This window comes from Ligilactobacillus sp. ESL1201 (assembly GCF_058503265.1).
In genome coordinates this window covers 1,851,351-1,877,762 of record NZ_CP196362.1, presented here as the reverse complement: position 1 = coordinate 1,877,762, position 26,412 = coordinate 1,851,351, and the positions used below count along the sequence as shown (strand labels likewise).

The window sequence follows — 26,412 nt, the reverse complement described above, 5'->3', positions numbered from 1 at the left end:
CAAATTATAATAGATATTTTTGATCGCCCACGGGATCTTGTGACGTTAAAATTTTCGGACCGTCGTTAGTGATCGCGAGGGTATGTTCGAATTGTGCCGAAAAACTACGGTCGGCAGAAACGTAATATTCCCACCCGGTTTCCGGCACGACTTTAGTATCGATCCCCCACGCGCCACCGTAATTGACCATCGGTTCGATCGTGATCACCATGCCGGCTTTTAAGCGCAGGCCGTGATGGGCTTGACCGTAATGATAAATGTCTGGTTCCTCGTGGACGCCGGGGCCGATCCCGTGACCGATCAGTTCGCGCACGTCACCCATGTGATTTTGTGTTTCGACGTATTCTTCGATCGCATGGCCGATGTCGCCGACACGGTTGCCGACCTGAGCTTGCTCGATGCCTAAGTACAGCGCTTTATGGGTGACTGCCAGCAATTTTTGGGCTTCGGCAGTGGGTTCACCGACGATGTAAGTCCAGCCCGAGTCGCTTTGATAACCGTGCCAGTTGACACAAAAATCCACCTTGACGACATCATGATTTTTAAGTTTTAATCCCTTGCGCGGGGTGGCGTGAGCGACTTCTTCGTTGATGCTGATGCACGTGGCGTACTTATAGCCGTCGACACCTTTTTCCGAGGCAGTCGCGCCGTGCGCCGTGATGTAATTATCTACTAATTCTTCGATCTCCCAGGTATCCATTCCAACGTGTAACTTGTCGCGTAACATTAGGTGAGCACCGGCTAAAATAGCGCCGGAATGAGCCATGCCGTGAATTTCTCGTGCTGATTTTAAAGTAATCAATTAAATTCTCCTATCTGTAGTTTACGGGCTTATTATACTTGGCGGCACAGCGATGTACAAATTTTGGCAAATACTTATCTTTAGTAAGCAATGTGTGGTATAATCGGTGAGATCAATTAACTAAGAAGGGAAGAAAAGGGATGAAAAAACGAGTAGCGCAGTTAGTTAAAGTCGCACTTGGCACGTTAATGTTAGTAGGTCTGGCGGCTTGCGGTAAAACGCAAACGAGTGACCAACAAACGAGTAGCAAAGACACGCTAAATCTCAGCACACCTAATGAGATCGCGATCATGGATCCGGCTAAGGCGCAGGAATCAGTTTCACTGACCGAACTTTATCATACTGGTGAAGGACTGTACCGGATGGGAAAAAATGGCAAAACGCAATCGGCACTGGCAAAAAGTTACCAGGTATCTGCTGACGGGCTGACGTATACCTTTAACTTGCGGACTGATGACAAGTGGCAAGATGGGACGCCGGTAACTGCCCAGGATTTTGTTTACGGCTGGCAACGGACCGTTGACCCGCAGACTGCGGCTAGTTATTCTTATTTATTTGATGGCGTTAAAAATTATGACGCGATCCAAAATAAGAAAATGGCTCCGGACCAATTGGGAGTCAGCGCACCTAGCAAAGATAAGTTGGTCGTTACTTTAGCTAAACCGGTGCCGTATTTTAAGAAGCTACTGGCCTTTCCGACCTTCCAACCACAAGAACAAAAGATCGTGGAAAAATATGGCAAAAAATACGGGACAGATAGCAGCAAAATGGCTTATAACGGACCGTTTAAAATGATCAAATGGAATGGCACCAACGAAAAATGGGCGCTGGTCAAAAATAATAATTACTGGGACAAAAAGCACGTTTACCTCAAACAGATCAACCTGCGGGTAGTCAAGAGCCCAGCGACTGGCTATGACTTGTACCAGCAAAATAAATTAGACGCAGTGACATTGGACGGCTCACAGGTTGCTAATTTGAAACACCGTAAGGATTTTAAACTTTATGGTGGCGGAACGATGATGTATTTGCAGTTAAATCAAGCCAAGATTCCGGCACTCAAAAACCTGAAAGTACGCCAAGCATTGTCACAGATCATTGACCGCAAGAATTTAACTGATAAGGTCATTCACGACGGCTCGACGGTTCCTAAGGGATTTGTGTCTACGAAGTTTTACGCTAATCCGCAGACTAAAGCCGACTTTGCCAGCGATGCTTACGTTAAATCCGGTGTTGCTTACGACAAGCAAAACGCGCTGAAACTCTGGCGCCAAGGGATGCAAGAGGTCGGGCAAAAGAAATTACACCTGACAATCTTGGGTGATGACACCGACAGTAGTAAGAAAGTCACCGAATACCTCCAAAGTCAGCTGAGTGAGCTGCCGGGGTTGAAGGTCAGCGTGACTAACGTACCTAAGAATAGCCGGCTAGCACGTTCGAGCAGTGGTAATTTTGATTTAGTAGTTTCCAGTTGGGGGGCTGATTTCGCCGACCCAATCAACTTTTTGAATTTATTAACGGCGGATAATTCTTCCAACGTTGGTAAGTGGCAAAACACGCAGTACGATGATTTGATCGCTAAATCGGGTTCGACTGACGCCAACGACCCACAGCAACGCTATGAAGATTTGGTGGCCGCGCACAAGATCTTAATGCAAGACCAAGGAGTGATCCCGTTGTACCAGCAAGCAACGGCACAACTCTGGAAGACTAACATTCATGGCTATGTTTATAATAGTGCCGGGATGTCACAGGGCTGGAAAGAGTTACAAATTAAATAGATAGGTTAACAAAAGAGAGTTGCGGTAAAAAGCGGCTAGCAGTTGAGCACGATCAAATGAGTGCGCTCAAGGCTACCGCTAATGAAACCAAGAGGAGCTAGGAGAAAATTTAATTTTCTCCTAGCTCCTCTTGGTGTTTTTGTAAACAACAGACTAATTACGCTTTGTTTAAACTCTAGTCCTCAGTTGCTAACCGTCAGCTTCCGCAGCTTGTTTTAATCGCGCTCCGTCAGCCAGCAACTTGTGTCTAGCTACGCCCAACAAAAAATCCAAGTTCAGGCTTTTTCGTTGGTCTAGGCTAGTCCTCAGTTGCCAAGCGGCTGACTTTGCAGCTTGTATTAATTGCGCTCTAGCTGGCAGCAGGTTGTGCCTAACTACATCTGCCAACAAGTCTTAACCCGACTTATTGCCAGCCTAGGTTAGTGCTCACCTGCTAACCGTCAGCTTCCGCAGCTTGTTTCACCGTTTGAATTTCTTCTTACGCAAGTATGTGAATCCTTCCCCGTGCGCCTCATTGACACTAAACGTCGTCAAAAACGCTTGCGGATCCGTTTGATCAACCAGCTGCTTTAACTCGTGCAGCTCGCTTGGCGCTACCGTTACGAATAATGTCGGCCGTTCCTCGTTTGAATATGCCCCCTTGGCTTTTAAAATCGTGACTCCCCGGCTGAGTTCCGTCATGATTTGGCTAGAAATTTCCTGATATTTTAAACTGATGATCAAAACGCCGCGGGCTTCGTAAGAACCGTCGATCGCCGCGTTGACCAAACGAGTTGCGATGTAAGAGTAGATCAAAGTGTAGGCCATGTGCCGCAGATCGATGTAGACCAATGATAGCGAAAGGATCACGACATCGAGCGCTAGTAATGATTGGCCCATTGCCACGCCCTTAAAACGTTCAAACATCTTAGCGATGATGTCAGCGCCTCCGGTCGTGCCCCCAAAACGGTAAACTAATCCTTGTCCGGCGCCCCCACAGATCCCTGCGGCTACCGATGTCAGAAATAAATCGTGGTCGAGGTTGATGTGAAATGGAACGCGCTGCCAGATCCACAAGAAAACAGACAGCATCACCGTGCCGTAAATCGTGTAGATCAAAGCCTGCTTGCCTAAATAACGGTACCCGATCCAAATTAGGGGAATATTTAAAATGATGGTTGAATATGCTGGGTTGAATTTGAATAAGGCTTTTAAGATCAAAGTCACACCACTTAGGCCCCCGTCGGCTAAATGGTTAGCAATATTAAAAAAGACTAGCGAAAAGGCAAAGATCATACAGCCTAAAGCAATCATGATTAAATCGAGGACACGAATTTGTTCATTTTTATCTTTATCGGGCATGGCGTAACTTCCTTTCTGGCAAATGACTGTCTTTATTCTAACAAACGTTAGCGGTGAATAAAATATTTGCGGTTGTGAGCAGATAAATTTGTTATAATGAAAGTAAAATAACAGTTAAATGAATAAAAAATAACGAAAGGACTTGAAGTAAATGAAAAAAATCATTAATGCCCCCCAAGATGTCGTTAGTGAAATGGTCGACGGTTTAGTACGCTCTTATCCCCAGTATTTACGCCAAATCGAGGGCACCGAAGCGGTAGTCAGAAGTGACGAAGACTCAATGAAAGATGTAGTTGGGTTAGTTTCCGGCGGTGGTTCTGGTCACGAGCCGGCTCATGCGGGTTTTGTCGGCAAGGGAATGTTGTCAGCCGCAGTTTTCGGGCAGGTTTTTACTTCGCCAACACCTGATCAGATCTACGAAGCGATCAAAGCTGCTGATCACGGCCGGGGCGTTTTTTTGATCATTAAAAACTATTCGGGCGACGTTATGAACTTTGACATGGCACAGGACTTGGCTCAAGGAGACGACATTGAAACCAAATCGATCGTAGTGGACGACGATATTGCCATCGAAAATAGTTTGTACACGCAAGGCAGACGTGGCGTAGCAGGAACTGTTTTGATGCATAAGATCTTGGGAGCCGCCGCCGCGCAGGGAGCTAGTCTTGATGAGTTAGAGCAGCTGGCTCAGGCGGTGTTACCGCGTTTGAAGACTTTGGGTGTGGCTTTAAGTGCAGCAACTGTGCCGGAAGTCGGGCATCCCGGATTTGAACTGGCAGATGATGAGATCGAATACGGTGTGGGGATTCACAGTGAACCGGGCTATCAACGAGAAAAAATCAAGCCGGCTAAGGACTTGGTCACGGAGTTACTGACAAAAATCGACGGTGAACTGTCCTTAGATCCCGCCAAAAAATACGCGGTATTAGTCAACGGCTTGGGAGCAACTCCTTTGATGGAACAGTATATCTTTAGCCATAACTTGTTAGACCAATTAGCGGCTAAAAACATCCAGCCGGCATTTATGAAGGTCGGAAACTACATGACCTCGTTGGAAATGGCGGGGATCTCGCTGACGATTTTGGAGCTGGCGGACGACAAATGGCTAGAATATTTAAACTATCCGGTCACGACGATCGCCTGGTAAGAAAAGTGAGGGAAAATTATGGCATTAACAACAGAAAATTTACAGGTTTGGCTCAATGATTTTGCAGACAAAATAGAAGCTAATAAGGATTATTTAAGTCAATTGGATACACCGATCGGTGACGGCGATCACGGCAACAACATGGCGCGCGGAATGCAGGGGATCAAGGACGCATTTGCCGCTAAAGCACCGACGGACCTGCCAACGGGACTCAAACAAGTGGCAATGGCGCTGATCAGCAAGGTGGGTGGTGCTTCCGGGCCACTATATGGCACTGCTTTTTTGGAAATGAGTAAGAAAAGCAAGACGACTGCCGATATGAAAGAATTATTACCAGCAGCTTTGGCAGGATTGAAGAAGCGCGGCGGCGCTCAAGTCGGCGATAAGACGATGATCGACGTCTGGGAACCACTGACTAAAGACGTCGTGGCAGATAAGTTGACTACGGCTGAGATCGAGGCCGCGGTAACTAGTACTAAGGATCTGGTGGCTAAAAAAGGCCGGGCTTCCTATTTAGGTGAGCGTTCTAGTGGTCATTTAGATCCGGGTTCGGTTTCCAGTGGTTACTTGTTCACGGCATTACTAGAGGAGGACATCCTATGAGTTTAGGGATTACTTTGGTCTCGCACTCGCCGCAAATCGTTGCTGGATTGGCCGAATTACTCGGTCAGGTCGCTGAAGATGTGCCGTTGACCACGGCGGGAGGTACTGATGATCAACGCATCGGTACCAGCATGGAAAAAATCTTAGCTGCCTTTGAGAGTAATACAGCCACTGAAATTTTAGCGTTTTACGATTTAGGGAGCGCCAAGATGAATTTGGAAATGGCACAAGAAATGACTGCTAAAAAAGTTCACCTGTATGACGTGGCGTTGATCGAGGGTGCGTATACTGCGGCTAGTTTGTTGCAAGCAGACGTTAAGTTAGCGGAAATCGAAAAACAATTGCAGCAGTTAAAAATCAAGTAATTGATAAAATACTACAGAGGGACTGGGACAAAACTCCGTTTTGTTCCAGTCCCCCTTTTGCTTTCCGTAAATAATAGACTTAATCGCGTTCGTCAAGCCAGCAGTCTAGGTCCTAAGGACATTGACAAACAAATCCAAGTACAGGATTTGCTTGTCAGTGCCACTTAGTCTACGACCGCTAACCGGCTTGACTCACAACTTGTTTGATCGTGCTCCAAAAAGCAGCAGTTTGTGCCTAGCTACGTTTCAAAATAAAACCAAAGTTCAGGTTTTACTTTGAAACTAGGCTAGTGCTCGACTGCTAAACGCTTTTTGTCCCAACTCCTCCTTTTTTGTGTAGTTAACATGGACATTTAAGAAATAGTAAAATTTTCATCCTAATTCCGTCTTAATTTAATACTAAAAATGATTACTATCAATGCATTATGACAAATTAATTAAAATAAATTATCAGTTTTAATTTAGATATTAAAATGTTATATTAAACGTGGATGTTTTATCATATAGTTTAAAATTTGATTAATGTAACTGGAAGGAGAAAGGTGATGTCTCGCAGACAAGAAGTTATTGAACAACTCAAGCAAAATGAAGCAGACCTGCTAATAATTGGCGGCGGAATCACTGGTGCTGGGCTCGCCGCGCAGGCTGCTGCTTCGGGTGCCAAGGTTGCTTTAGTAGAGATGCAGGATTTTGCTGCTGGCGCCAGTTCCCATTCGACTAAATTGGTTCACGGCGGGATTCGTTACCTTAAGAGTTTTGACGTTCAGATTGTGAAAGATATCGTGGAACAAAGAGCGATCGTACAGCAGATAGCTCCGCACATTCCGCGGCCACAAGAAATGTTATTGCCGATTTACGATACTCCTAATTCCACTTTTGATATGTACAGTGTCAAAATGGCGATGCACCTTTACGACCAGATCGCCGGGTTGGAAAATACGGCTAACGCCAGTTATACTTTGACCCGTGACCAAGTATTGCAAAGAGTACCTGGTATTAAAAAAGAAGGCCTGCTTGGTGGCGGAGTTTATTTGGATTTCTCTAATAATGATGCGCGCTTAACTATTGAAAATATTAAAACGGCTGAGCAATACGGTGGGTTGATGATAAATTACGCAAAAGTCACGGGCTTTTTGCATGATGATGACCAACGAGTCAACGGTGTAGTTATCCGCGATATGTTAACCGGTAATCAAATTTTGGCGCACGCTAAGTTGATTGTGAATGCTACGGGACCATGGGTCTCTAAAGTATGGCGTAACGATGAACAGGCTGGCCCGGTCAAAGCGATGATCAAACCGACAAAGGGTGTTCATTTAATAGTAGATAGTAGTAAGTTAAGTGTTCCAAGTCCGACTTACGCCGATTCTGGTGCTGGTGATGGGCGGATTATTTTTGTGGTGCCACGTGAAGGAAAAACTTATTTTGGAACGACCGATACGAATTATTTTGGCAATTACGCGCAACCTAAAGTCGAGTTGTCGGATACAGATTACCTGTTGCAAGCAATCAATAAGCTGTTTCCGGACATTCACTTGCAGTTAAAAGACGTGCAGGCAGGGTGGAGTGGCTTGCGTCCATTACTCGATAGTAACCTTGATTCCGATTATAATGGAGGTTCGTCTAATAGCGGTAAGGTAACCGACGCAAGTTTTACCAATTTGATGAACGCTGTCTCGGCATACTCTAAAGGAGAAGTGGGAAGGCGTGACGTTGAAATTGCGATCAGTCGCCTGCAGCCGATCAGTAACGAAAAACTTTTTTCGGATAGCCAGGTTTCGCCCGGTGCGACACTCACGATTGCTGACGACAATTTGGTGACGATTGCTGGGGGTAAGATTACCGATTACCGTTTGATGGCCGAAAAGACCCTAGAATTAGTACGCAAGATGTTGGCTAAACAATTCAACGTGCGTTTGGGGTACGTGGATTCGCGCAAATTACAGCTGTCGGGAGGAGAGTTTGACCCGGGAGCGGGAGCCGTGGAAGAAACGATGAAAGAATACACCCAACTGGCGCTTGAGCGCGGTGTTAGCGAGCAGGATGCCAGTTGGTTAGCCAACTTGTATGGTTCTAATATTAACAAAGTGTTGGCAGCTGCGAAAAAAGCGGCGCCGGGATTGACCTTAGGAGAAACGATGAGCCTGCACTACGCGCTAGCCGATGAGCTGGTGGTGTCGCCGGTCGATTATTTGTTGCGCAGGACTAATTTATTACTGTTTCATGCGGAACAAGTGGAGCTGAAAATTCAAGCCTTTGTCAGTGAAATGGCTAAAGTCCGTGGCTTTGATAAAAAAGAAAAATGGGTCGAACAAACACAACAGGCATACCGCGATAATTGCTTGCTAGATTTGAAAGAATAACAAGGTAAGCTGGGCATCAAAACGATTAGCAAGTGGCGCACGGCTTTTTGTTCCAACTCCTTTTTAGCTGGATCAATTTATGTTTAAGTATCAAAAAGACCACTACTTTCTGTGTTACAATCAAGGTTAAACACAAGGAGGCTGAGATCAGTGGCCGAATTAACCAAATACCCCAATCGCTATCAATTTACGCCAGCAGAAAATCGGCGTTTTGCACGCGCTAATTTTACTAAGTTAGTGCATACTAATGCGCGTTTTGAAGGAGTTAATACCACTTTGCCACAAACGCAAACGATTATGGATGGGATGAGTGTTACTGGGGTGCCGGTTGCAGATATTTTAACGATTGTTAATTTGAAGCGGGGCTGGCAATATGTAGTTAGTCACACACAACCAGTAACACTAGATGCCGAAAAAACGCTTAATAAAATTGTTGCTGCTGAAGACGCGCTAGTACCTGGGGAATTAAGACAGGGTCAAGGTGGAGTTCAGTTGGGTGGTGTTGAATACTTTGAACCACCATTAGTCGATGAACAACAGGAACAAGTTTTTTTACAAAAACTATTCAATTCGCAGAAAACTACTACGGATCAGGCTTTGACGTTGCTGTATCACAATATGCGCCAACAGATTTTTTGGGATGGTAATAAGCGGACGGCTACTTTAGCGGCTAATAAGGTGATGATTGATGGCGGAGCGGGTTTGATTAATGTCCCGCTGGATCGATGGGAACAATGGAATGAATTGTTAGCCGACTTTCACCGGACCAACGAGATGCAAGCTATTAAGGATTGGACCTATTACCATGCGATTCAAGGTTTGGATGTGCGCAAAAGTTAGCTATCTGGGTGTAATCATTTAATCTGGTCAAAGCAGTTGATGTTATTTGTTTTTGAAATAGTTTTAATTAGTATATCGCATTATAATGCAGCATAATAATAGGATCCGGAACAAAGTATTTTGTTTCCGGGCCCTATTTTTTTAGGCGTGGTTAATTCAAAATAATTGCACTTTAGAGATTTTGCACTAGGATAAGGGTAATTTAAAAATGGGAGTGAGCAAATGAAATTTTACACGTACCGTTATTTAGTGGCACAACAGACTAGTTTTTCGACGCTTAAAACGTGGATCATCACTGTATTAGCGGTCATCTTCATTGTTTTACTGATCCATTATGAACGCCATAAGGGCGATATCAAGTATAAAGACCTGGCGGTGATCGCGGCGACGTTACTGTTACTGACGATTGGGTTGCAATATAACAGTTACACTAATTTAAAAACGTCCTCTAAGAAAAACGGACAAGAAGTGGCGGTACTTAAAGATATTGGCAATCAGTTACGCGTGAAACCACAAAAATTGAGCGTCAACGATCCGCAAAATAAAACGGAAGAGTGGCTGGTGAAAAGTCCGCGTGGTTATTACCGGGTAATTTTTAACGGCGATAAGTCCCAGTATGTGTTGGAAAAAATTACTATCAGTAACACACAAAAAATCAAAGTGGAAGGTGAATAAAAATGTTTTCGTATTCAGACATAGCGATCAAGTTGATCATCGGTTTTGTTTTTATTACGTTACTGATCAATTTCACGGGTAAGGGCAATTTGGCCCCCACTTCGTCGTTGGATCAATTACAAAATTATGTACTAGGCGGGATCATCGGCGGGATCTTGTATAATTCGGCGATCACTATCGCACAATACGTGGTGATCTTGTTGATTTGGGGAGCATTGGTCTTGATCACACGTTATTTAAAAACCCACATTCACTTGTTGGGCAAACTGATCGACGGAGAGCCGACGACGATCATTAAGGACGGCAAGTTGCTGGTAGAAAATTGTCTGCGGCTCAATTTACCGGCTAAAGAAGTTGATTTTAAATTACGTTCCGCTGGGGTGATCGACTTACGCGACGTTAAGCGGGCGATCGTCGAGCAAAATGGCAGCATCACGGTGTTAAGCACGGAAGATAAAGACATTCGCTATCCGGTCATTATGGACGGTCGGGTAGATCCAAACGTGTTAGAATTGATGGGTAAAGACGAGGAGTGGTTGAAAACTCAACTGAAAAAACGAGGAGTTGCTAGGATCCAAGACGTTTATATGGCTAAGATCCGTCAGGATCACTGGGAAATAGAAACGTACTCTAAATGATCGACTGTAACCTAAAGAGACTGGAACAAAACTTTGTTTTGTTCCAGTCTCTTTTTGTTTTCCGTAAGTAATAGATTGATCGTGCTCCAAAAAGCAGCAGTTTGTGCCTAGCCTAGTTTCAAAATAAAACCCAAGTTCGGGTTTTACTTTGAAACTAGGCTAGTGCTCGACTGCTAAACGCTTTTTGTCTCAACTCCTCTTTGCTGTCGTTACGTGTAATTATTCTGGCGAATTGATTTGTTTTTGGATCCGGTCATAAACGTCTGTGGCTGCTTCTTCGGTGGGACTGATGATCACTAAGGTGTCGTTCCCGGCTAGTGTTCCTATTATTTTAGGAGTCTCTAAGACGTCAAATAAAGATCCTAAAGAATTAGCATAATTGGAATTTAAGGGGGTATGAATGACATTCAACCAGTGCACCCGCGTAATACTCGAGACGTTTTCGTAAATCGCGTTGCGCAGTTGGGTATACTCCGGATGCGGTTTTTGTTGTGCGATAGTGTAATATTTGCTCCCGTCAGGCCCAGTGTTTTTGAAGAGATTGAGACTTTTGACGTCACGGGAGACCGTAGCTTGAGTGACATGGGTGTCGCTTTTATGCAACTCCGTCAGTAGTTGTTTTTGCGTAGCAATTTTTTGTTTGGTAATGATATTTTTGATTAGTTCTAGGCGTTGTGTTCGTTTCATGCCGCTCGCCTCCGTTAAATAAAATGTACTATTACTTAAATTATAAGGAAATCTGAGGAGAAGTAAAGTATCCTTCGCTAAATGCACGTGCACATCAAAACGCTTTATCCCAGTTTTTGAAAACGCTTAATAAAAAATGATAATTAAGTGATTTTGTTCACATTAATTAAATGAAAACGATTATCATTTAGCGGCAAAATAGGTTGTTGACAACCTATTTTCTTAGAATTAATTTTTTTAACTATTTTTTTGTCACTAAATCGTTGCTACGACGCGGATATTGTTACCGATAGGAAGTGAATAATATTTACTAGAATAGTAAATTAATTGAATAAATCCTTCACTAAGTATTGACATTAATTTTTAATAGAAATATAATGTTCACGTTAACATGAATAGAGGTTCTGCAGAATGGCTACTATTAAAACGATCGCTAAGATGGCGGGGGTGTCTCATACGACAGTTTCCCGTGCGTTGAACGGCGATAGTGCAGTTAAAGAGGACACTAAGAAAAAAATACTGAAAATAGCACAGGAAGTGGGCTATTCTCCCAATATTCAGGCACGTAGCTTGGTGACCAGTAAGCATTATACAATTGGTTTGTTTTTTTCCAGTATTGATATCGGCACGTCGTACAGTTTTTTGACCGAAATGATCCAACGGCTGTATTACCGGCTAGATAAGGAATACTTGCTAACGGTCAACGGCATCGACCAACTAACTAACTATGCCGCGGTAGTTAAGTCTAGGCTGGATGGTGTGATCGTGGTCAGTCAGTCCGATAAAGACGATGAGTTTATCGATTATGTCAAAAATTCCGGAGTGCCACTGTTAGTGATGAACCGGATGTTGTCCAGAAAAGACATTGCTAACGTTGCTTTTGACGAAGCCGCGGGTACGCGCCAACTGGTGGAGTATGCCGTGCGGATGGGTCACCGCAAGTTTGGCATGATCAAAGGAATCGCCGATTTCACCTCGTCGACATTGCGGCGCGATGCTTTTATCGCGTCCGTTCGTAAAAATCACCGGGAGATAGTTGAAAAAGCAGTAGTTCAAGGAGATTATCAAGTTGGTGGCGGTTACCGGGCGATGAAGAGAATTTTATTGTTGGCGGAAACACCTGATTTGGTATTTTGTGGCAACGATGATATGACGATCGGTGCCCTTAAGGCTTGCAGTGAGTTAAACGTCAAGGTCCCAAATGAGATCTCGTTGATTGGCTTCGATGATTCCAACTATGCTCCTTACATTAATCCGGGGCTGACGACCGTCCGGAAACCGATCGATGAGATGACGGAGATCGGTCTTCAGGTTTTCGATCAAATTTTAAATAATCCGGCTTACGTGGCGACACAGCAGGTTGTTGCGCCAGAACTGATCGTGCGCTCTTCGGTCAAAAATCTAGTAGCGACGCCGTAATTTTTTACTAAATGATGTGAACGTGTTCAATTTAACAAAGGGGTTGTGACAATGGAACGATTAAATAATAGTTTTAGAAAAATGAAGCAGTTTCCTACTAAAGTGATCCAGTTTGGCGAAGGAAATTTCTTACGGGCATTTATTGACTGGCAAATTCAACAGATGAATAAGCAAGGCATTTTTGAAGGCGGTGTCAAGATCGTCCAGCCAATCGCTAAGGGTATGACCAAGATGTTGGACGAACAAGATGACTTATACACGGTCTTACTGGAAGGCAAATTAGAAGGTAAGAAGATCCAAGAACATGAAGTGGTCGAAGACATTAACGGCACGATCCGACCGTATGATGATTATCAAAGTTACCTTGATTTAGCTAAAGACGATAATATCCAGTTTATTTTTTCCAATACGACAGAAGCGGGGATCAGTTATGATCCTGATGATAAGTTAACTGACCGGCCACAAAATTCGTACCCGGGTAAATTAACGGCATTATTGTACGAACGCTTTAAGTTAGGTAAAAAAGGATTTCAGATCATCCCTTGTGAGCTGATCAATCATAATGGCAATGAACTGAAGAAAATCGTGCTTCAATACGCCAAAGATTGGGATCTAGGAACTGATTTTGTTAACTGGATCAACGAGGAAAATGATTTTTATGCAACCTTAGTTGACCGGATCGTACCAGGATATCCGCGTGATCGTGCTGCTGATTTGGAAAAAGAATGGGGCTATAAAGATCAAGTGATGGTCAAGGCCGAACCGTTCTTGATTTTTGTGATCGAGGGCGACCAAAAATTAAAGAAATTGCTGCCGCTAAAACAAGCAGGGATCAATGTAGTAGTGACAGACGATATGCAGCCGTACCGTAACCGTAAAGTTTCTTTGTTAAACGGGCCACATACGACAATGTCACCGATCGCCCGGCTGGCAGGGATCGAAACGGTTGGCGAAGTAATGGCAGATAAAGATTTTTATCAGTTTGTTAACGATGAGATGTATGAAGAAATCATTCCGACAGTAGCGTTGCCTAAAGATGAGCTGGCTTCTTATGCAGAAGGAGTTAAGGAACGATTTGAAAATCCATTTGTCAAACACGAATTGTCTTCTATTGCTTTGAATAGTATTTCTAAATTCGAAGCTCGCTTGTTGCCAACGTTTAAACGTTACTATCAAAGTGAAGGTAAATACCCACAACGGATTGCCCTCGCTTTAGCAGCGTACTTAAAAATTTATGCTGGTGATGCTGATTTTGCCCCGAGTGATACGGACGAGATCATGGCAGGCTTTGATAAGATCAAGGGTCAGTCAGATTACTTACATTTGGCTTTAAGCAATTCTGATTTTTGGGGTGAAGATCTGACTCAAATGGCAGGATTAGAGGACTTGATTGCCCATGACATGGAAGTTTTGAATACGAAAGGTGCCCGTCAAGCGGTGCTAAATATTAACGAAAAAGGGGAAGTCTAATGAACAATTTCGTGCTTTTAAACCCGGCAGATTCTGTAGTTGTTGCTTTACGTGATATTGCTACAGGAGAGGTCTTAGAGACACCGCAAGGAAAGATCACTGTCAAAGAAGACGTCAAGCGGGGACACAAAATCGCATTGAAAGATATTGCCAAGGGTGAAAATGTCGTTAAATACGGTTTCCCAATCGGACATGCAACAGAGGATATTGCTCAGGGACACTGGGTACATACCCACAATTTGAAGACTAATTTAAACGACGAACTGACCTATGAATACCAGCCAAAAGAATACATTAATCCTTATGCTGGACTCAAAGATCAACGGACGTTTATGGGTTATAAGAGGGCTAACGGCAAGGTCGGTATCAGAAACGACTTGTACGTGATCCCAACGGTAGGCTGTATCAATCCCTTACTAGACATTGCAGTACAGCAATTTAAGGCCTTGCACCCGGATAATGGCTCTTTTGATAACGTGATCTTACTGAAACATCCGTATGGCTGTTCTCAGTTAGGTGATGATTTCGAACAGACCCGTAAAATTTTGGTGGATGCAACTTTGCAGCCGAATGCGGGTGGAGTTTTACTGTTTGGTTTAGGGTGCGAAAATAATCAGATGTCGGGCATGAAAGAGGAGTTGGAAAAGAGAAATTACGATCCGACCCGAGTCAAGTTCTTGATTGCCCAGGAGGTCGATGATGAATTACAGACAGCCGTTGATCTAATGGAAGAACTCAACGATGCTGCGGCTGACGATGTGCGCACTGAGCAACCGTTGAGCGAACTTAAGATTGGGTTGAAATGTGGCGGCTCGGACGGCTTGTCAGGAGTAACGTCTAATCCATTGTTTGGTCGTTTGTCCGATTTTGTGACGGAACAGGGTGGCTCGACGGTGCTGACGGAGGTTCCCGAGATGTTTGGTGCCGAAACGATTTTAATGTCTCGGGCTGATAACGAGGAAACTTTCCAAAAAATTGTTAGCCTGATCAATAATTTTAAGGAATACTTCAAATCATTTGACCAGCCGATCTACGAAAATCCTTCTCCTGGTAATAAAGCAGGTGGGATCACGACTTTGGAAGATAAATCGTTGGGCTGTACTCAAAAATCGGGGCATTCCCAAGTCAAAGACGTTTTGCAGTACGGCGAAAAGATCCGCAAAGCTGGGTTGTCGTTACTGCAAGCTCCTGGTAATGATCTGGTGTCTTCTTCGGCGGAAGCGTCCGCTGATTGTCAAATGGTGCTGTTTTCGACCGGCAGAGGGACCCCGTTTGCTACCTATGTACCGACGATCAAGGTTTCTTCTAATTCGTATATTGCAGATAAAAAACCGCGTTGGATCGATTTTGATGCCGGCCAGTTGATGAATCAGTCGATGGATGAATTAGCCGAACAATTTATCCAGTTAGTGATCGATACTGCGAGTGGCAAGAAAACTAATAACGAGAAGTACGGGATCCACGGACTCGCGATCTTTAAAGTTGGGGTCACCGAATAACGCAGTAGTTCGGCAAATAAATTTGGGTTTCAAATTTTAAAAACATTTTAAATAAGGAGAGTGAAACTAATGTTTTTGGATCAGGATTTTTTATTGACAACTGATACGGCAAAACACTTATTTCATAAGTATGCCGAAGATATGCCAATAATTGACTATCATTGCCATTTAAACCCGGTCGAGATTTACGAAAATAAAAATTTTGCTAATCTGACCGAAGCTTGGCTGGTATCAGGAACGTACGGTGACCATTATAAGTGGCGCTTGGAACGAACAAATGGCGTGCCTGAAAAATATATTACGGGCGATGCCGATCCTTACGATAAGTTCAAGGCTTGGGCTTATACGATCGAACATTCTGTAGGCAATCCATTATATGAGTGGACACATTTGGAATTAAGACGGTTCTTTGGCATTGAAACGCTATTGAATACTAAGACGGCACCGGCTATCTGGGAAAAAGCCAACGCAATGTTAGCTACGGATGAATTTAAACGCCGTAATCTGATCAAGCGGTTTAATGTGCGGGTAGTCTGCACTACCGATGACCCGATCGATGATTTACATTATCATAAATTGCTTCAATCCGAAAAAGCCTTTAAGACGTTGCCGGCATTTCGTCCTGACAAGATCTTAAATATCACCCGCCCAGGTTATGGTGAATATATTGATAAGTTAGCCGAAGTTTCTGGCGTAGCAATCAATAGTTTTTCCGGGATCGTGGATGCAATTCACCAGCGCTTAGATTTCTTTGCTTCGATGGGTTCGAAGTTAGCTGACCACGCATTAGATACCGTGGAATATGCCGAAGCTTCTGCATCTGAATTGGATGCGATCGTTTCTAAGGCACGCAAGGACAATACTTCGTTGACCGAATTAGAAGTTGCTCAGTACCGGACCGCAATTTTAAAGGCTTTGATGCGCGAATACAGCAAACGCGATTGGACGATGCAATTCCATATCCATGCTTACCGTGATTTGAATACCGGAATGTTCGCTCAAATCGGACCTGATACTGGTTACGATGCTATGAACGACCGTCCGGTGGCCGAGCCAATTGCTAAGTTACTCAAATCGATGGAAGAAGAGGACGCTGTTCCGCGGATCATTTTCTATTCGTTGAATTCCAATGACTGGATGCCGTTAGCAACGATCATGCAGTGCTTCCAAAAGGGTACTAAACAAAAATTACAACTCGGTTCTGGCTGGTGGTTTGATGATACTCGTGAATTTATGCGTAAACAATTAACGGTGATGGCGCAGGAAAGTTGCTTACCTAACTTTGTGGGGATGTTAACTGATTCGCGGAGTTTCTTATCTTGGACCCGGCACGAATATTTCAGAAGAGTTTTATGTGAGTTATTAGGCGAATGGGTTCAACGCGGCCAAGTACCTGATGACGAAGAGATGTTAGGCAAGATGGTACGCGATATTTCCTATAATAATGCTCATGATTGGTTCCATTTCTTTGATGAGACGGATTATTAAACTGGGAAAATTGTAAAGTAGATAAAAGAAAAGAGATATAGGTGAATAACAGCTTATTGTTAATTTATGTGCAAGTATAATAGCTGGTTTAATTGACATGCAAGCTTATATTTCTTTTTTGTTGTACTTAATGTGAAAAATATCACAAATTAAGAGGTGGTTTAAGATGGATCAACCAAATAATGATGTAACTACTGCCACTAAAGATGACACTCTTGTTAATCAGGGGGCCACTGTCAACCATAAAATTCCGATGTTGCAAAAAATCTCTTATGGTTTTGGGGATTTTGGTAATGGTTTTATGTTTGACTTAGGACAAGCATATTTGACTAAGTTCTTTACTGATGTAGCTGGAATTGGTGCCGGCGCCGTGGCGGGAATTTTTGGCTTTACGAAAATTTTTGATGCCTTTATGGATCCTGTTGCTGGTTCAGTAATAGACGGACGTAAGAATATTGGTAAACGTGGTAAATTTAGACCGGTGATGATGATTTCGGCTGTTGTCTTGGGAATTATGACGGTTGTTACTTTTACGATGCCGAATTTGTCCCCTACTGGTAAAATCATTTGGGCTTACGCAACTTATATGACATGGGGCTTGGTTTATTCGTTTACCAATGATCCTTATGGTTCCTTGGCATCTGTAATGAGTCGAAACGTTGAAGATCGAAGTACGATGGCGACAACCCGGCAAGTTGGTTCTGTGGGAGCTCAATTTGTTACTGGGATTGCCTTTATTCCGTTAATGTTGACATTTTCTAGTGAAAGAAAAGGTTATTTTGCAGCTGCAGTAGTGATGGCAGTGATCGGAGTAGTTTCATTTGGGATTTGTTATTTAGGTACTAAGGAAAACGTGCACGTTAACCGCCAAGCTTCTAAAGAGAAAAATGGGTTTAAAGACTACTTAAAAGCCGTCTTCACTAACGGACCGTTATTTGCGTTAATTCTGATGACTGTCTTTACGATTTCTGCAATGAATACTAATAACCAAATGATGGTTTATTTCTGTCAGTATGATTTAGGTCACATTGGTCTGCAGCCGCTGGTTAACGGGATCATGATGGGAACTTCCATTGTAGGTGTCTTTATGATTCCGTTTTTGACCAAACGCTTTGGGAAGAAAAAGACAGCTATGGGTGGTTTTGTCGTTGGGGCAATCGCTAACTTGTTAAACTTTGTGATCCCAACTAATCTATGGTCATTTATCATTTTAGTAACGATCGGCTACACGGGCTTAGCTATTCCTAATGGGATCACTTGGGCATTTGTTTCCGATACGATCGATTATGGCGAATGGCATACAGGAGTACGTAAAGAAGCAATCACTTATGCCGCATTTAACTTTTCTCGTAAATTAGCACAGTCTTTGGCAGCGATTATTTCTGCAGGTGTTTTGGCTGTTACTGGTTATGTTGCTAACGCGCACCAATCAGCTGCTACGTTGATGGGGATCAAAGCTGCGATGACTCTTTACCCAGGCGTGGCATTGATCATGGCGATGATCATTTTATTGTTCTTATATAAATTACCTGATTCTAAATTTGTACAAATTGCTGATGATTTGGACCATGGCAAGTGGGAACATGGTATTATTGGTAAGGACGAATAAAATTATTGGAGGTCTTACTAAATGGAAGAATTACAAAACGAGAATTTCTTAGTGGTGATCGACCGGCACGGTGCGCAGTTAAATCACATTTATAACCGAAAAGAACACTTCGATTACCTGTGGAATAATGATATTTGGCCTAAACATGCGCCGGTATTGTTCCCAGCAATCGGGCGTTCTAATGAAGACGCATACTTATATCAAGGTCAAAGATATGAGATGCCACAACATGGTTTTGTTAGCGAATACGACTTTACCGTGGAAAACAAAACTGACACCCAGTTGGAACTATCTTTGAGTGATAACGAAGAAACTTACAAATTGTATCCGTTTCACTTTAAGTTGACCATCACGTTTACCTTACGCGAAGATGGCTTGCAGCTAGCGTTTGCCGTTGCTAATACCGATAATAAGGAATTATCGTTTTCACTGGGCTCGCACCCGGCATTTAACGTTCCGATTGCAGGAATTGGTGATTTTACCGACTATACGTTGGAATTTACGCCTCAGCCTAACGAATTGAAACAGTTTGAGATCGTTAAGACACCTAACCCTTATCGTAACGGTAAGGTTAAGGATATCCCAGGATTTGACGGTAAATTGCAGTTGAATTACCCGGTATTTGAAGATGGGCTGATCATTATTGAAAACAAAGGCCTGACTAAAATTAAATTAACTTCTCCTAAGACCAACCATTCAATTGCATTATCCTTGGATGATTTCCGCTACGTCACGTTATGGACCAAAGAAGGCGCACAGGCTCCGTTTTTGTGTATTGAACCTTTCAACGGGCTGCCGGATGTGAGTGGTGATTTAAGGGACATCCTGAAAAAGGAAGACAATCTACTCTTGGACGCTGGTCAGACTAAACAAATGAAATATCAAATCACTCTGGAGTAGAGACGATGCGAAGTACAGAGATGGAAATTTACTCGGGAGAAGTACTTGATATTTTACACACGATCGATTTGGATCGTTTGTATCCGTTGATCCGCTGTGAACTTAGTTTGAAAAAAGGGTTGGACGTTACCCGATTGAAACGGGCAGTGGCGTTAGTTGGTAAGATTTTGCCAGAACTCTTTGCTTACTATCGTTTGCAGGATAATTCTTTTGTGATTCCTGATCGTGATGTTAATCGGGTAGTGATATTACAACGCCAAAAGCAAGAAGATCAGCGGCCCCAGATCGATGTTTTACAAGGTACACAAATGAAGATCATCGTGACTCCTAATTGGGAGAGTGGGCAGCAAAAAATTGTTTTTTGGTGTAGTCATATTTTAATGGATGGTGCGGGTTTCAAAGAATTTTTGTACTTGTTGGCTGATTGTTACAATCGCGGAGCTGAGGCGATCCAAGGCGTTGAGAACCATAATAGTTTAACGCAGATCCGCCGGTTACTGCAAAATTTTCAGCCGGTAACGACAACTGGCGATCACCCCCGTGAGCCGTTGTTTTTACCGGAGCTAGTTAAAAATGAAGAGCAAAAATACCGGATAGGTAGTCTACGTTTGACTGTGGAGGAGACAGCTGAAGTGGTAGATACTGCCCATCACCTAGAAGTAACTGTCAATGACTTGTTAATGGCTAGTTTTGGCCGGGTGGTGCAGCAATACTGCGGTGTAAGTAACTATAGCATGGCTTGTCCTACTGATATGCGCCAGCACTTTACGATCCAGCCGGACGAAAAAACATTATATATGGCCAACTTTACCGCTCGTTATAATCTGATGTTGCCACAAACAGCTGATCTGAGCTTGCGTGAGTTTGCATTACGATTACACCAACATATGAACGACTTAAAAAAGGAAAAGCAATTTTTGCAGTCGATTCAGGAGCTGGTTATGGAGTCTAATACTAAAGGTCCGAAAGAGTTGCGCCAGGTAGTTCAGAAGCACTATCATTTACGCCCAATCGGCTATACTAATTTCGGCGTGATTTCTGCTCAACGGTTAAAGTTTGCCGCCGCTCCCATAGAAAATTTACTATTGACGGGTTCGTTTAGACGAGCACCGATGTTTCAGGTAGCTGCTGCCACTTTTGGTAAACGATTAACCTTAGCCTTTAACATGATTGGGACTATCGCAGAATTTCGCTTGGGAAAAACGATTTTGAATCAAATGAAAGAGGAGATGTTGTTGCTGAAGTAGTTAAAATTGCTATACTTTACTAGTCATGTTTAAGTCATTAAGACCTGTCTTGATAGCAGGGGATTAATGGCTTTTTTTGTTGAATTATTACGAGGGAGAATTGATTGTTAAATTTGTTGTGATATGTGATAATTATAATATAGAAGGGTATTAAAGGAGTGATGGAAATGTTTGATAAAATTAAAATTATCGATTGGTTTTTAGTTAAAAATCGTGCTGAAAGAATGCTTAGCCCCGAAATTGAGGAAATGACACAGTTACGTTTAATGAAATTTCTTTATTTTGCTCAGGGTGTTTATTTAGCACTTTATAACTCTCCTTTATTTGTTGATCGTATTGTTCATGCATATTACGGTCCAATGGTAGAAAGCATTCATCAGGAAAACAGTGGTAAAATAAAAATTGCTGAAAGTTCAGCTTCTCTTCAAAATTTTAAAGAATTAAATCATGATCCTAAGGCTAGTAAAGTTTTGAATGCTGTTTATGACAAGTATGTCGACATGTCAACTTCAGACTTAATTGAATTAACTCACAAGCAAAAACCGTGGCAAGATACTGAAAATGGTGGAGAAATAACTTTTGATAGTTTAGAAGGGTATTTTAAAAAATATGTCATTAGTTAAAAGTTCTGAGAAAATTAATGTTAAAGACTTTACACTTAAGAAATTATCGTTTAATTTTTCTTTTATCAGTAAGAAATATTCGGTAGATGAAAAGAATATTACTGCTAAAATGGGAAGGATGTTGCTTAAAAAAATGTTTCTTGTTTCACAAAGGGATTATGAAGAATTACTTCTTGATGCACAAAATGGAATTGAAACTCTTGCGGAAGAAAAGGTATATGTTGATAAGATGAAAATAAATGCCGAATTTAAATCTTCTGGTAGAGAAAGACAATGTGCTTCACGTTATGCGATATTAAAAACTAGTGATGCAAGATTTATTGGGAAAATAAATCGTAAATCAAAAATTTTTTATGTTTTAGCGATAGATACAGATTACAGTTTATATGATCATGGTAATCGACATTCGAAATAATTTGGTATTTTGAACAGGTTTGAAGGGTGTTAAAAAGCCGGATATTAGCAATAGATTTAGATATGTAAAAAATAAATATTACAACGAAAAAGAGTCAGGAAAGTATCGCTTTGACTCTTTTTTGTTGTAATCAACTGTTGACAGCAAATTCAGAAAGCGCTATTATTTAATCATTAATTGGTTGACAAAACCAACCAATTAATTAAGACAGTTGCTTAAAAACAATTTAGGAGGGTATTTTCTGATGAAGATATATGTTAATGCAAATGCTGCACGTGACGGAAATGGTAAGATGGAGACCCCTTACCGACGGATCAATGATGCTGCTAAGGTAGCTCAAGCTGGTGATGAAGTAATAGTATATCCTGGTATTTATCGCGAATATGTTTCTCCGGTAAATGGTGGTACAAAAGATGCAAGAATTACATATAAAAGTTTAAAACCATTACAAGCAATTATTACTGGGGCGGAAGAAATCAAGAACTGGAATTTGTATAAGGGTAATGTTTGGATGTGTGTAATTGATAATGGAGTATTTGGTACATACAATCCATACACTAATTATGTAATGGGAGATTGGTATTTTGGACCAGTGGATAAACATACTGGTGCTGTTTATATGAATGATTTACAGTTTTATGAGGTTTCTTCTCTTGAAGAGTGTCTTGAAGCCAAAGTTTATGCACGTTCATGGGATAGAAAAAATTCTGTATTTAAATGGTATACGAAACAGGATGAAAATAAGGATCAAACTATTATTTATGCTAATTTTCAGGGGAGTAATCCTAATAAAGAAAAAGTAGAAATTAATGTGCGGCGGGAAGTGTTTATGCCTAAGGAAACAGGCGTTAATTATATTACAGTTAGTGGCTTTAACATTAATAAAGCTGCTACAACGTGGGCACCTCCCGCTTCTTATCAAGACGGGATGATTGGGCCTCACTGGTCAAGAAATTGGATCATAGAAGATTGCGAGATCAGTCATAGTCGCTGTGCCGGTATTTCACTGGGGAAATATCGAGATCCCGCTAACGATCAGTACTTTACTTACAAACACGTCAAGAGTCCTACTCAAATGGAAAGAGATGCAGTTTGTCGGGGACAATATCATGGATGGTTAAAAGAAAATATTGGGCATCATATTGTTCGACGCTGCAATATTCACCATTGTGAACAAGATGGAATAGTTGGTCGTCAAGGTGGGGTCTTTAGTTTAATTGAGGATAATCATATTCACCATATTAATAATATGCAAGAATTAGCCGGTGCTGAAATTGCTGGTATTAAAATGCATGCAGCAATTGATGTAATTATTCGGCGGAATCATATTCATAATTGCACCATGGGAATTTGGACTGATTGGGAAGCACAAGGAACTCGAATAACGCAAAATTTATTAGACCATAATTACGCTCCAGCTGGTACGGCTAAGCGAATTAATGGTGCTATGCAAAGTCAAGATATATTCGTGGAAGTCGGTCATGGTCCTACTTTAATTGATAATAATTTAATGTTGTCAAAAGCCTCACTAAGACTTGCAACACAAGGAGTAGCTTGTGTTCATAATTTAATGTTAGGTTCGATAACATCTATTGGCAGTAACACAAGTTTCTTTGTCGATGGTGAAAACCAACCTAGATTTACACCATATCATTTTCCGCACAGAACAGAAGTAGCTGGATTTATGACGATCCTTCATGGGGATGACAGATTCTATAACAATATTTTTGTTCAGAATTGGCCAGTACAGCAAAAAGAGCAAGAAGAATTAGTCGATCGTGAGCCGGAAGATACTGAGCAAGTGGGAACTAATGGTTTTGACGAATATCCAACATATAAAGAATGGAAATCTCAGTTTGAATACTTGGATGGGAAAATTGCTAAAGAAACAGATATGGATGATTTAGTAAAAGCGCATTTTGGTCACTTACCAATTTGGGCTGCCGGCAACGTCTATTTTAATGGGGCTAAAGCTTGGAAAAAGGAAAAAGATAACTTAATTGTAGAGGATAAAGTGTTTGTAAAACTTGAATCAAAAAATAATCAAGTTTCACTTCAAACTAACTTGTACGACTTCATTGAAAATTATTCTGAAAATATTATTACGACCGACGTGTTGGGAGAGGCTTTTGAACCCGAACAACGTTATGAAATGCCGGATGGTTCGGATATTATTTTTAATTACGACTATTTTGGTAATCATCGTGGTGTGGTAACGATCCCAGGACCCTTTGCCCAGGGTGAAGATTCTAGAAATATGCTATGGCGGGATTAAATTTTATTTGAGTGGTAAGTTAAAGAGGAAAGAGCATGGAAGTTGTGAAAAATAATGATGGTGGAAATACTTTTCCATATAGATTAGGTTTTGGTATATTTTTTGGTTTAGTAGGCTGGTTAGTCCCTTACATGGGAATTAATACCACTTTATTGCCTGCTAAAATTCAACAAATTGCCCCGAGTGAAAAGGTTCAGATTGTGGCTTTACTTTCGACAATAGCAATGATTGTTGCAACAATCGCTAATATTATAGAAGGAGCACTTTCCGATCGAACGGTTAGCAGGTGGGGGAAACGTAACCCGTGGATTGTTTTAGGGATGATCAGTACTTTACTGTGTTTTTACTTTCTAACAAACGTAACAACAATAAAGGGACTGATTCTTAATTGGTCTATCTATCAGGTTGCGCTGAATATGATGGTTGCTCCATTGGTAGCTTTTATTGCTGATAAAGCTCCGGAAAAATATCGTGGAAGTATTTCTGCTTTTTATGGTGTTGGTAATAATATCGGTGGGCCGTTAGGAACAATGATAGCTTCAAATTATATTACTAAAGTTGGTAGTGGTATTTATGTTTTTATGGTACTTGAAGTAATTTGTACCATTATCGGCTTACTGCTTATTGGTGATGGAAGTAATAAAGATGAAAAAGTAAAGAAACTTCACGGTTCAGAATTTATCGAAGCATTTACTTTTCCTATCCATGGGGATATTAAAGATTTTTATCTAGCTGTTTTTGGTAAATTGTTATTCGTTTCTGCACAATCGATAATCAACGGTTACCAATTGTATATATTTACCGACTATATTAAGCTATCCTCGAATCAAGCTACTCATAGTTTGTCGGTGATGTCAATGTTGTTATTAATAACAGGGGTTTTGTTTGGCATAATTGGAGGCTTTTTAGCAGATAAATTTCATAGTTTAAAATTGTTAGTGGCACTTTCAACGGTTGTCATGGGAATTGGAATCATAATTCCTGGTCTTACTCCAGCTGCCTGGACGATGTTTGTGTATGCGACTTTGAGTGGGGCTGCAATGGGAATGTATAATTCGGTTGATCAAGCTTTGAATGTTACTGTTTTGCCGAATCCAAATAATTCTGCAAAAGATTTAGGTATTGTAAACCTTGCAAACTCTTTAGGCCAGGTTTTTGGACCGATTGTGGCATCTGTGATTGTTAATATGTCGGGTTATAGATTGATTTTTCCTGCAGCAGGAATAATGTGTTTGTTAGGAGCTACTCTAGTATTGATGATCAAGAAAGTTAAGTAAACTATATTTTGTTTGTTAACTCAGAATTGGTAAATATTGAATAAAAAAATCAGCGAGATGTCCAAGATAATAACTGACATTCTCACTGATTTTTTAATGACTGAATTCATTATTTTTTATAGCTGATATTTTTAAATTGTCAGTTTTGGTTGGAAAAGTATCTGCTATTGTTTTTTGAACGTCTTCTGGACTATAAAATTTCTGTTCAGTGCCGAGAAAGAATCCGGGTTTTTCTGAATTGAATTCGATCTTCATGTCTAGTGCTGCTGCTGCTTGCTTTAATTTATTTTGATCAATTTTCAATTACTAGCACCTCCATTGTTTCAAAATCAATTACTTGTTGATTAAATATGCTTAACTATTGGCCGTGATTAACTAAATCTAATAAGTGCGTGCTGTATTTATAATTAGTAAAAGTGTATTTAACTGCGTCCATTTCGCTGTATTTCATGAAAAGATCAATAATAATACAACGAATTTGGTTTGGATCAGAGACATTATGAATTGCTACGTTTAGTCCAGATTTACAAAATATAGAACGATAAAAATCTTTTAAAAGATATTGTCCTTCCTCTGTATCTAAGTCTAATAATTTTCCGTGTTCAATGGTAGCCCGACAAACTATAACAACTTTTTCATTAACACGACTACCCTTTTTGAATGTTAATTTAGCGGTATTTTCTGCCCACCACTCAGCTTTTTTTAAATCATTAATAAAAAAGTAAGCACCATTTCCTAACCAATGATCTGACCGCTTGTGAATTTTAAAGTGTTGCTCTTTTTTTATTTTTTGCCAGTAATCCATGATCGTTCCGTGAAAAAGAATGTAGGTAGATTTAACTTTGATTAAGTCAACTATATTCATATACTAATTCCTTAGTTAAGTTGTAGTTACATTTATCATAACTGTTATGCTTTTTGTTGGCAAGCAATGAGTAGGATTTATCT

Annotated in this window: 24 protein-coding genes; 19 read left to right on the top strand and 5 right to left on the bottom strand. The window is 41.4% G+C overall.

The window, feature by feature from the left end; translation table 11 throughout:
* Positions 1–4 precede the first annotated feature (4 nt).
* Complete coding sequence (gene map, locus ACSYSK_RS09080) at positions 5–802, bottom strand: type I methionyl aminopeptidase (protein WP_491714817.1); 798 nt, start codon at positions 800–802, stop codon at positions 5–7.
* Positions 803–942: 140 nt separating this feature from the next.
* Here map and ACSYSK_RS09075 point away from each other — a divergent pair, with 140 nt between their 5' ends.
* Complete coding sequence (locus tag ACSYSK_RS09075; protein WP_491714816.1) at positions 943–2,583, top strand: peptide ABC transporter substrate-binding protein; 1,641 nt, start codon at positions 943–945, stop codon at positions 2,581–2,583.
* 459 nt (positions 2,584–3,042) lie between these two features.
* On the opposite strand, the gene ACSYSK_RS09070 is transcribed toward ACSYSK_RS09075, so the two are convergent.
* The gene (locus ACSYSK_RS09070) at positions 3,043–3,924 is read right to left on the bottom strand and encodes a YitT family protein (RefSeq protein ID WP_491714815.1); all 882 of its coding nucleotides are present in this window, start codon (positions 3,922–3,924) and stop codon (positions 3,043–3,045) included.
* 151 nt (positions 3,925–4,075) lie between these two features.
* Here ACSYSK_RS09070 and dhaK point away from each other — a divergent pair, with 151 nt between their 5' ends.
* The 7 genes from dhaK to ACSYSK_RS09035 all read left to right on the top strand — a co-directional run bounded on the left by dhaK (position 4,076) and on the right by ACSYSK_RS09035 (position 10,555).
* Complete coding sequence (gene dhaK, locus ACSYSK_RS09065) at positions 4,076–5,071, top strand: dihydroxyacetone kinase subunit DhaK (protein ID WP_491714814.1); 996 nt, start codon at positions 4,076–4,078, stop codon at positions 5,069–5,071.
* A gap of 18 nt (positions 5,072–5,089) precedes the next feature.
* Complete coding sequence (dhaL, locus tag ACSYSK_RS09060) at positions 5,090–5,674, top strand: dihydroxyacetone kinase subunit DhaL (protein ID WP_491714813.1); 585 nt, start codon at positions 5,090–5,092, stop codon at positions 5,672–5,674.
* The gene (gene dhaM, locus ACSYSK_RS09055; RefSeq protein WP_491714812.1) at positions 5,671–6,039 is read left to right on the top strand and encodes a dihydroxyacetone kinase phosphoryl donor subunit DhaM; all 369 of its coding nucleotides are present in this window, start codon (positions 5,671–5,673) and stop codon (positions 6,037–6,039) included. The genes dhaL and dhaM overlap by 4 nt, the downstream gene beginning before the upstream one ends.
* 545 nt (positions 6,040–6,584) lie before the next feature.
* Entirely contained in the window at positions 6,585–8,402 is a 1,818-nt protein-coding gene (locus tag ACSYSK_RS09050) for an FAD-dependent oxidoreductase (protein WP_491714811.1), read from the top strand.
* A gap of 150 nt (positions 8,403–8,552) precedes the next feature.
* Entirely contained in the window at positions 8,553–9,242 is a 690-nt protein-coding gene (locus ACSYSK_RS09045; protein ID WP_491714810.1) for a Fic family protein, read from the top strand.
* A 222-nt stretch (positions 9,243–9,464) separates the two neighbouring features.
* The gene (locus tag ACSYSK_RS09040; protein WP_491714809.1) at positions 9,465–9,917 is read left to right on the top strand and encodes a DUF3290 family protein; all 453 of its coding nucleotides are present in this window, start codon (positions 9,465–9,467) and stop codon (positions 9,915–9,917) included.
* A 2-nt stretch (positions 9,918–9,919) separates the two neighbouring features.
* Entirely contained in the window at positions 9,920–10,555 is a 636-nt protein-coding gene (locus tag ACSYSK_RS09035; protein WP_491714808.1) for a DUF421 domain-containing protein, read from the top strand.
* 219 nt (positions 10,556–10,774) lie between these two features.
* On the opposite strand, the gene ACSYSK_RS09030 is transcribed toward ACSYSK_RS09035, so the two are convergent.
* The gene (locus ACSYSK_RS09030; protein ID WP_491714807.1) at positions 10,775–11,242 is read right to left on the bottom strand and encodes an arginine repressor; all 468 of its coding nucleotides are present in this window, start codon (positions 11,240–11,242) and stop codon (positions 10,775–10,777) included.
* Between the two features lie 411 nt (positions 11,243–11,653).
* On the opposite strand from ACSYSK_RS09030, the gene ACSYSK_RS09025 reads away from it, so the two are divergent.
* From ACSYSK_RS09025 to ACSYSK_RS08975, 11 genes are all read left to right on the top strand, one after another.
* Positions 11,654–12,661, top strand: coding sequence for a LacI family DNA-binding transcriptional regulator (locus tag ACSYSK_RS09025; RefSeq protein ID WP_491714806.1), 1,008 nt, complete (start codon positions 11,654–11,656; stop codon positions 12,659–12,661).
* Between the two features lie 51 nt (positions 12,662–12,712).
* Positions 12,713–14,131, top strand: coding sequence for a tagaturonate reductase (locus tag ACSYSK_RS09020; RefSeq protein ID WP_491714805.1), 1,419 nt, complete (start codon positions 12,713–12,715; stop codon positions 14,129–14,131).
* Positions 14,131–15,630 carry a UxaA family hydrolase gene (locus tag ACSYSK_RS09015; protein ID WP_491714804.1) on the top strand — a complete coding sequence of 500 codons (1,500 nt, stop codon included), beginning with the start codon at positions 14,131–14,133 and terminating at the stop codon, positions 15,628–15,630. Before ACSYSK_RS09020 ends, ACSYSK_RS09015 begins: the two co-directional genes overlap by 1 nt.
* Positions 15,631–15,699: 69 nt before the next feature.
* Positions 15,700–17,118, top strand: coding sequence for a glucuronate isomerase (gene uxaC, locus ACSYSK_RS09010; RefSeq protein WP_491714803.1), 1,419 nt, complete (start codon positions 15,700–15,702; stop codon positions 17,116–17,118).
* 253 nt (positions 17,119–17,371) lie between these two features.
* Entirely contained in the window at positions 17,372–18,727 is a 1,356-nt protein-coding gene (locus tag ACSYSK_RS09005) for a glycoside-pentoside-hexuronide (GPH):cation symporter (protein ID WP_491715884.1), read from the top strand.
* A gap of 21 nt (positions 18,728–18,748) precedes the next feature.
* On the top strand, positions 18,749–19,627 hold the full coding sequence (locus ACSYSK_RS09000) for an aldose 1-epimerase family protein (RefSeq protein ID WP_491714802.1): 879 nt from the start codon (positions 18,749–18,751) through the stop codon (positions 19,625–19,627).
* 5 nt (positions 19,628–19,632) lie between these two features.
* Complete coding sequence (locus ACSYSK_RS08995) at positions 19,633–20,874, top strand: hypothetical protein (RefSeq protein ID WP_491714801.1); 1,242 nt, start codon at positions 19,633–19,635, stop codon at positions 20,872–20,874.
* Between the two features lie 167 nt (positions 20,875–21,041).
* The gene (locus ACSYSK_RS08990) at positions 21,042–21,497 is read left to right on the top strand and encodes a Panacea domain-containing protein (protein ID WP_491714800.1); all 456 of its coding nucleotides are present in this window, start codon (positions 21,042–21,044) and stop codon (positions 21,495–21,497) included.
* Positions 21,484–21,912, top strand: coding sequence for a hypothetical protein (locus tag ACSYSK_RS08985; RefSeq protein ID WP_491714799.1), 429 nt, complete (start codon positions 21,484–21,486; stop codon positions 21,910–21,912). The genes ACSYSK_RS08990 and ACSYSK_RS08985 overlap by 14 nt, the downstream gene beginning before the upstream one ends.
* A 244-nt stretch (positions 21,913–22,156) precedes the next feature.
* The gene (locus tag ACSYSK_RS08980; RefSeq protein ID WP_491714798.1) at positions 22,157–24,187 is read left to right on the top strand and encodes a right-handed parallel beta-helix repeat-containing protein; all 2,031 of its coding nucleotides are present in this window, start codon (positions 22,157–22,159) and stop codon (positions 24,185–24,187) included.
* Positions 24,188–24,222: 35 nt separating this feature from the next.
* The gene (locus tag ACSYSK_RS08975; protein WP_491714797.1) at positions 24,223–25,464 is read left to right on the top strand and encodes an MFS transporter; all 1,242 of its coding nucleotides are present in this window, start codon (positions 24,223–24,225) and stop codon (positions 25,462–25,464) included.
* Between the two features lie 93 nt (positions 25,465–25,557).
* Here ACSYSK_RS08975 and ACSYSK_RS08970 read toward each other — a convergent pair whose 3' ends face one another.
* Together ACSYSK_RS08970 and ACSYSK_RS08965 are read right to left on the bottom strand one after the other, a co-directional pair.
* Positions 25,558–25,767, bottom strand: a complete 210-nt coding sequence (locus ACSYSK_RS08970; protein WP_491714796.1) for a hypothetical protein — start codon at positions 25,765–25,767, stop codon at positions 25,558–25,560.
* Positions 25,768–25,822: 55 nt separating this feature from the next.
* Positions 25,823–26,329, bottom strand: coding sequence for a hypothetical protein (locus ACSYSK_RS08965; protein WP_491714795.1), 507 nt, complete (start codon positions 26,327–26,329; stop codon positions 25,823–25,825).
* Between the last annotated feature and the right edge of the window lie 83 nt (positions 26,330–26,412).

Bases quoted from the DNA above. Each gene is read 5' to 3' on its own strand.
- ACSYSK_RS09075 (WP_491714816.1), top strand. From the start codon at position 943: ATGAAAAAACGAGTAGCGCAGTTAGTTAAAGTCGCACTTGGCACGTTA.
- ACSYSK_RS09070 (WP_491714815.1), bottom strand. From the start codon at position 3,924: ATGCCCGATAAAGATAAAAATGAACAAATTCGTGTCCTCGATTTAATC.
- dhaK (WP_491714814.1), top strand. From the start codon at position 4,076: ATGAAAAAAATCATTAATGCCCCCCAAGATGTCGTTAGTGAAATGGTC.
- dhaL (WP_491714813.1), top strand. From the start codon at position 5,090: ATGGCATTAACAACAGAAAATTTACAGGTTTGGCTCAATGATTTTGCA.
- dhaM (WP_491714812.1), top strand. From the start codon at position 5,671: ATGAGTTTAGGGATTACTTTGGTCTCGCACTCGCCGCAAATCGTTGCT.
- ACSYSK_RS09050 (WP_491714811.1), top strand. From the start codon at position 6,585: ATGTCTCGCAGACAAGAAGTTATTGAACAACTCAAGCAAAATGAAGCA.
- ACSYSK_RS09040 (WP_491714809.1), top strand. From the start codon at position 9,465: ATGAAATTTTACACGTACCGTTATTTAGTGGCACAACAGACTAGTTTT.
- ACSYSK_RS09035 (WP_491714808.1), top strand. From the start codon at position 9,920: ATGTTTTCGTATTCAGACATAGCGATCAAGTTGATCATCGGTTTTGTT.
- ACSYSK_RS09030 (WP_491714807.1), bottom strand. From the start codon at position 11,242: ATGAAACGAACACAACGCCTAGAACTAATCAAAAATATCATTACCAAA.
- ACSYSK_RS09025 (WP_491714806.1), top strand. From the start codon at position 11,654: ATGGCTACTATTAAAACGATCGCTAAGATGGCGGGGGTGTCTCATACG.
- ACSYSK_RS09020 (WP_491714805.1), top strand. From the start codon at position 12,713: ATGGAACGATTAAATAATAGTTTTAGAAAAATGAAGCAGTTTCCTACT.
- ACSYSK_RS09015 (WP_491714804.1), top strand. From the start codon at position 14,131: ATGAACAATTTCGTGCTTTTAAACCCGGCAGATTCTGTAGTTGTTGCT.
- uxaC (WP_491714803.1), top strand. From the start codon at position 15,700: ATGTTTTTGGATCAGGATTTTTTATTGACAACTGATACGGCAAAACAC.
- ACSYSK_RS09005 (WP_491715884.1), top strand. From the start codon at position 17,372: ATGTTGCAAAAAATCTCTTATGGTTTTGGGGATTTTGGTAATGGTTTT.
- ACSYSK_RS09000 (WP_491714802.1), top strand. From the start codon at position 18,749: ATGGAAGAATTACAAAACGAGAATTTCTTAGTGGTGATCGACCGGCAC.
- ACSYSK_RS08995 (WP_491714801.1), top strand. From the start codon at position 19,633: ATGCGAAGTACAGAGATGGAAATTTACTCGGGAGAAGTACTTGATATT.
- ACSYSK_RS08990 (WP_491714800.1), top strand. From the start codon at position 21,042: ATGTTTGATAAAATTAAAATTATCGATTGGTTTTTAGTTAAAAATCGT.
- ACSYSK_RS08985 (WP_491714799.1), top strand. From the start codon at position 21,484: ATGTCATTAGTTAAAAGTTCTGAGAAAATTAATGTTAAAGACTTTACA.
- ACSYSK_RS08980 (WP_491714798.1), top strand. From the start codon at position 22,157: ATGAAGATATATGTTAATGCAAATGCTGCACGTGACGGAAATGGTAAG.
- ACSYSK_RS08975 (WP_491714797.1), top strand. From the start codon at position 24,223: ATGGAAGTTGTGAAAAATAATGATGGTGGAAATACTTTTCCATATAGA.
- ACSYSK_RS08965 (WP_491714795.1), bottom strand. From the start codon at position 26,329: ATGAATATAGTTGACTTAATCAAAGTTAAATCTACCTACATTCTTTTT.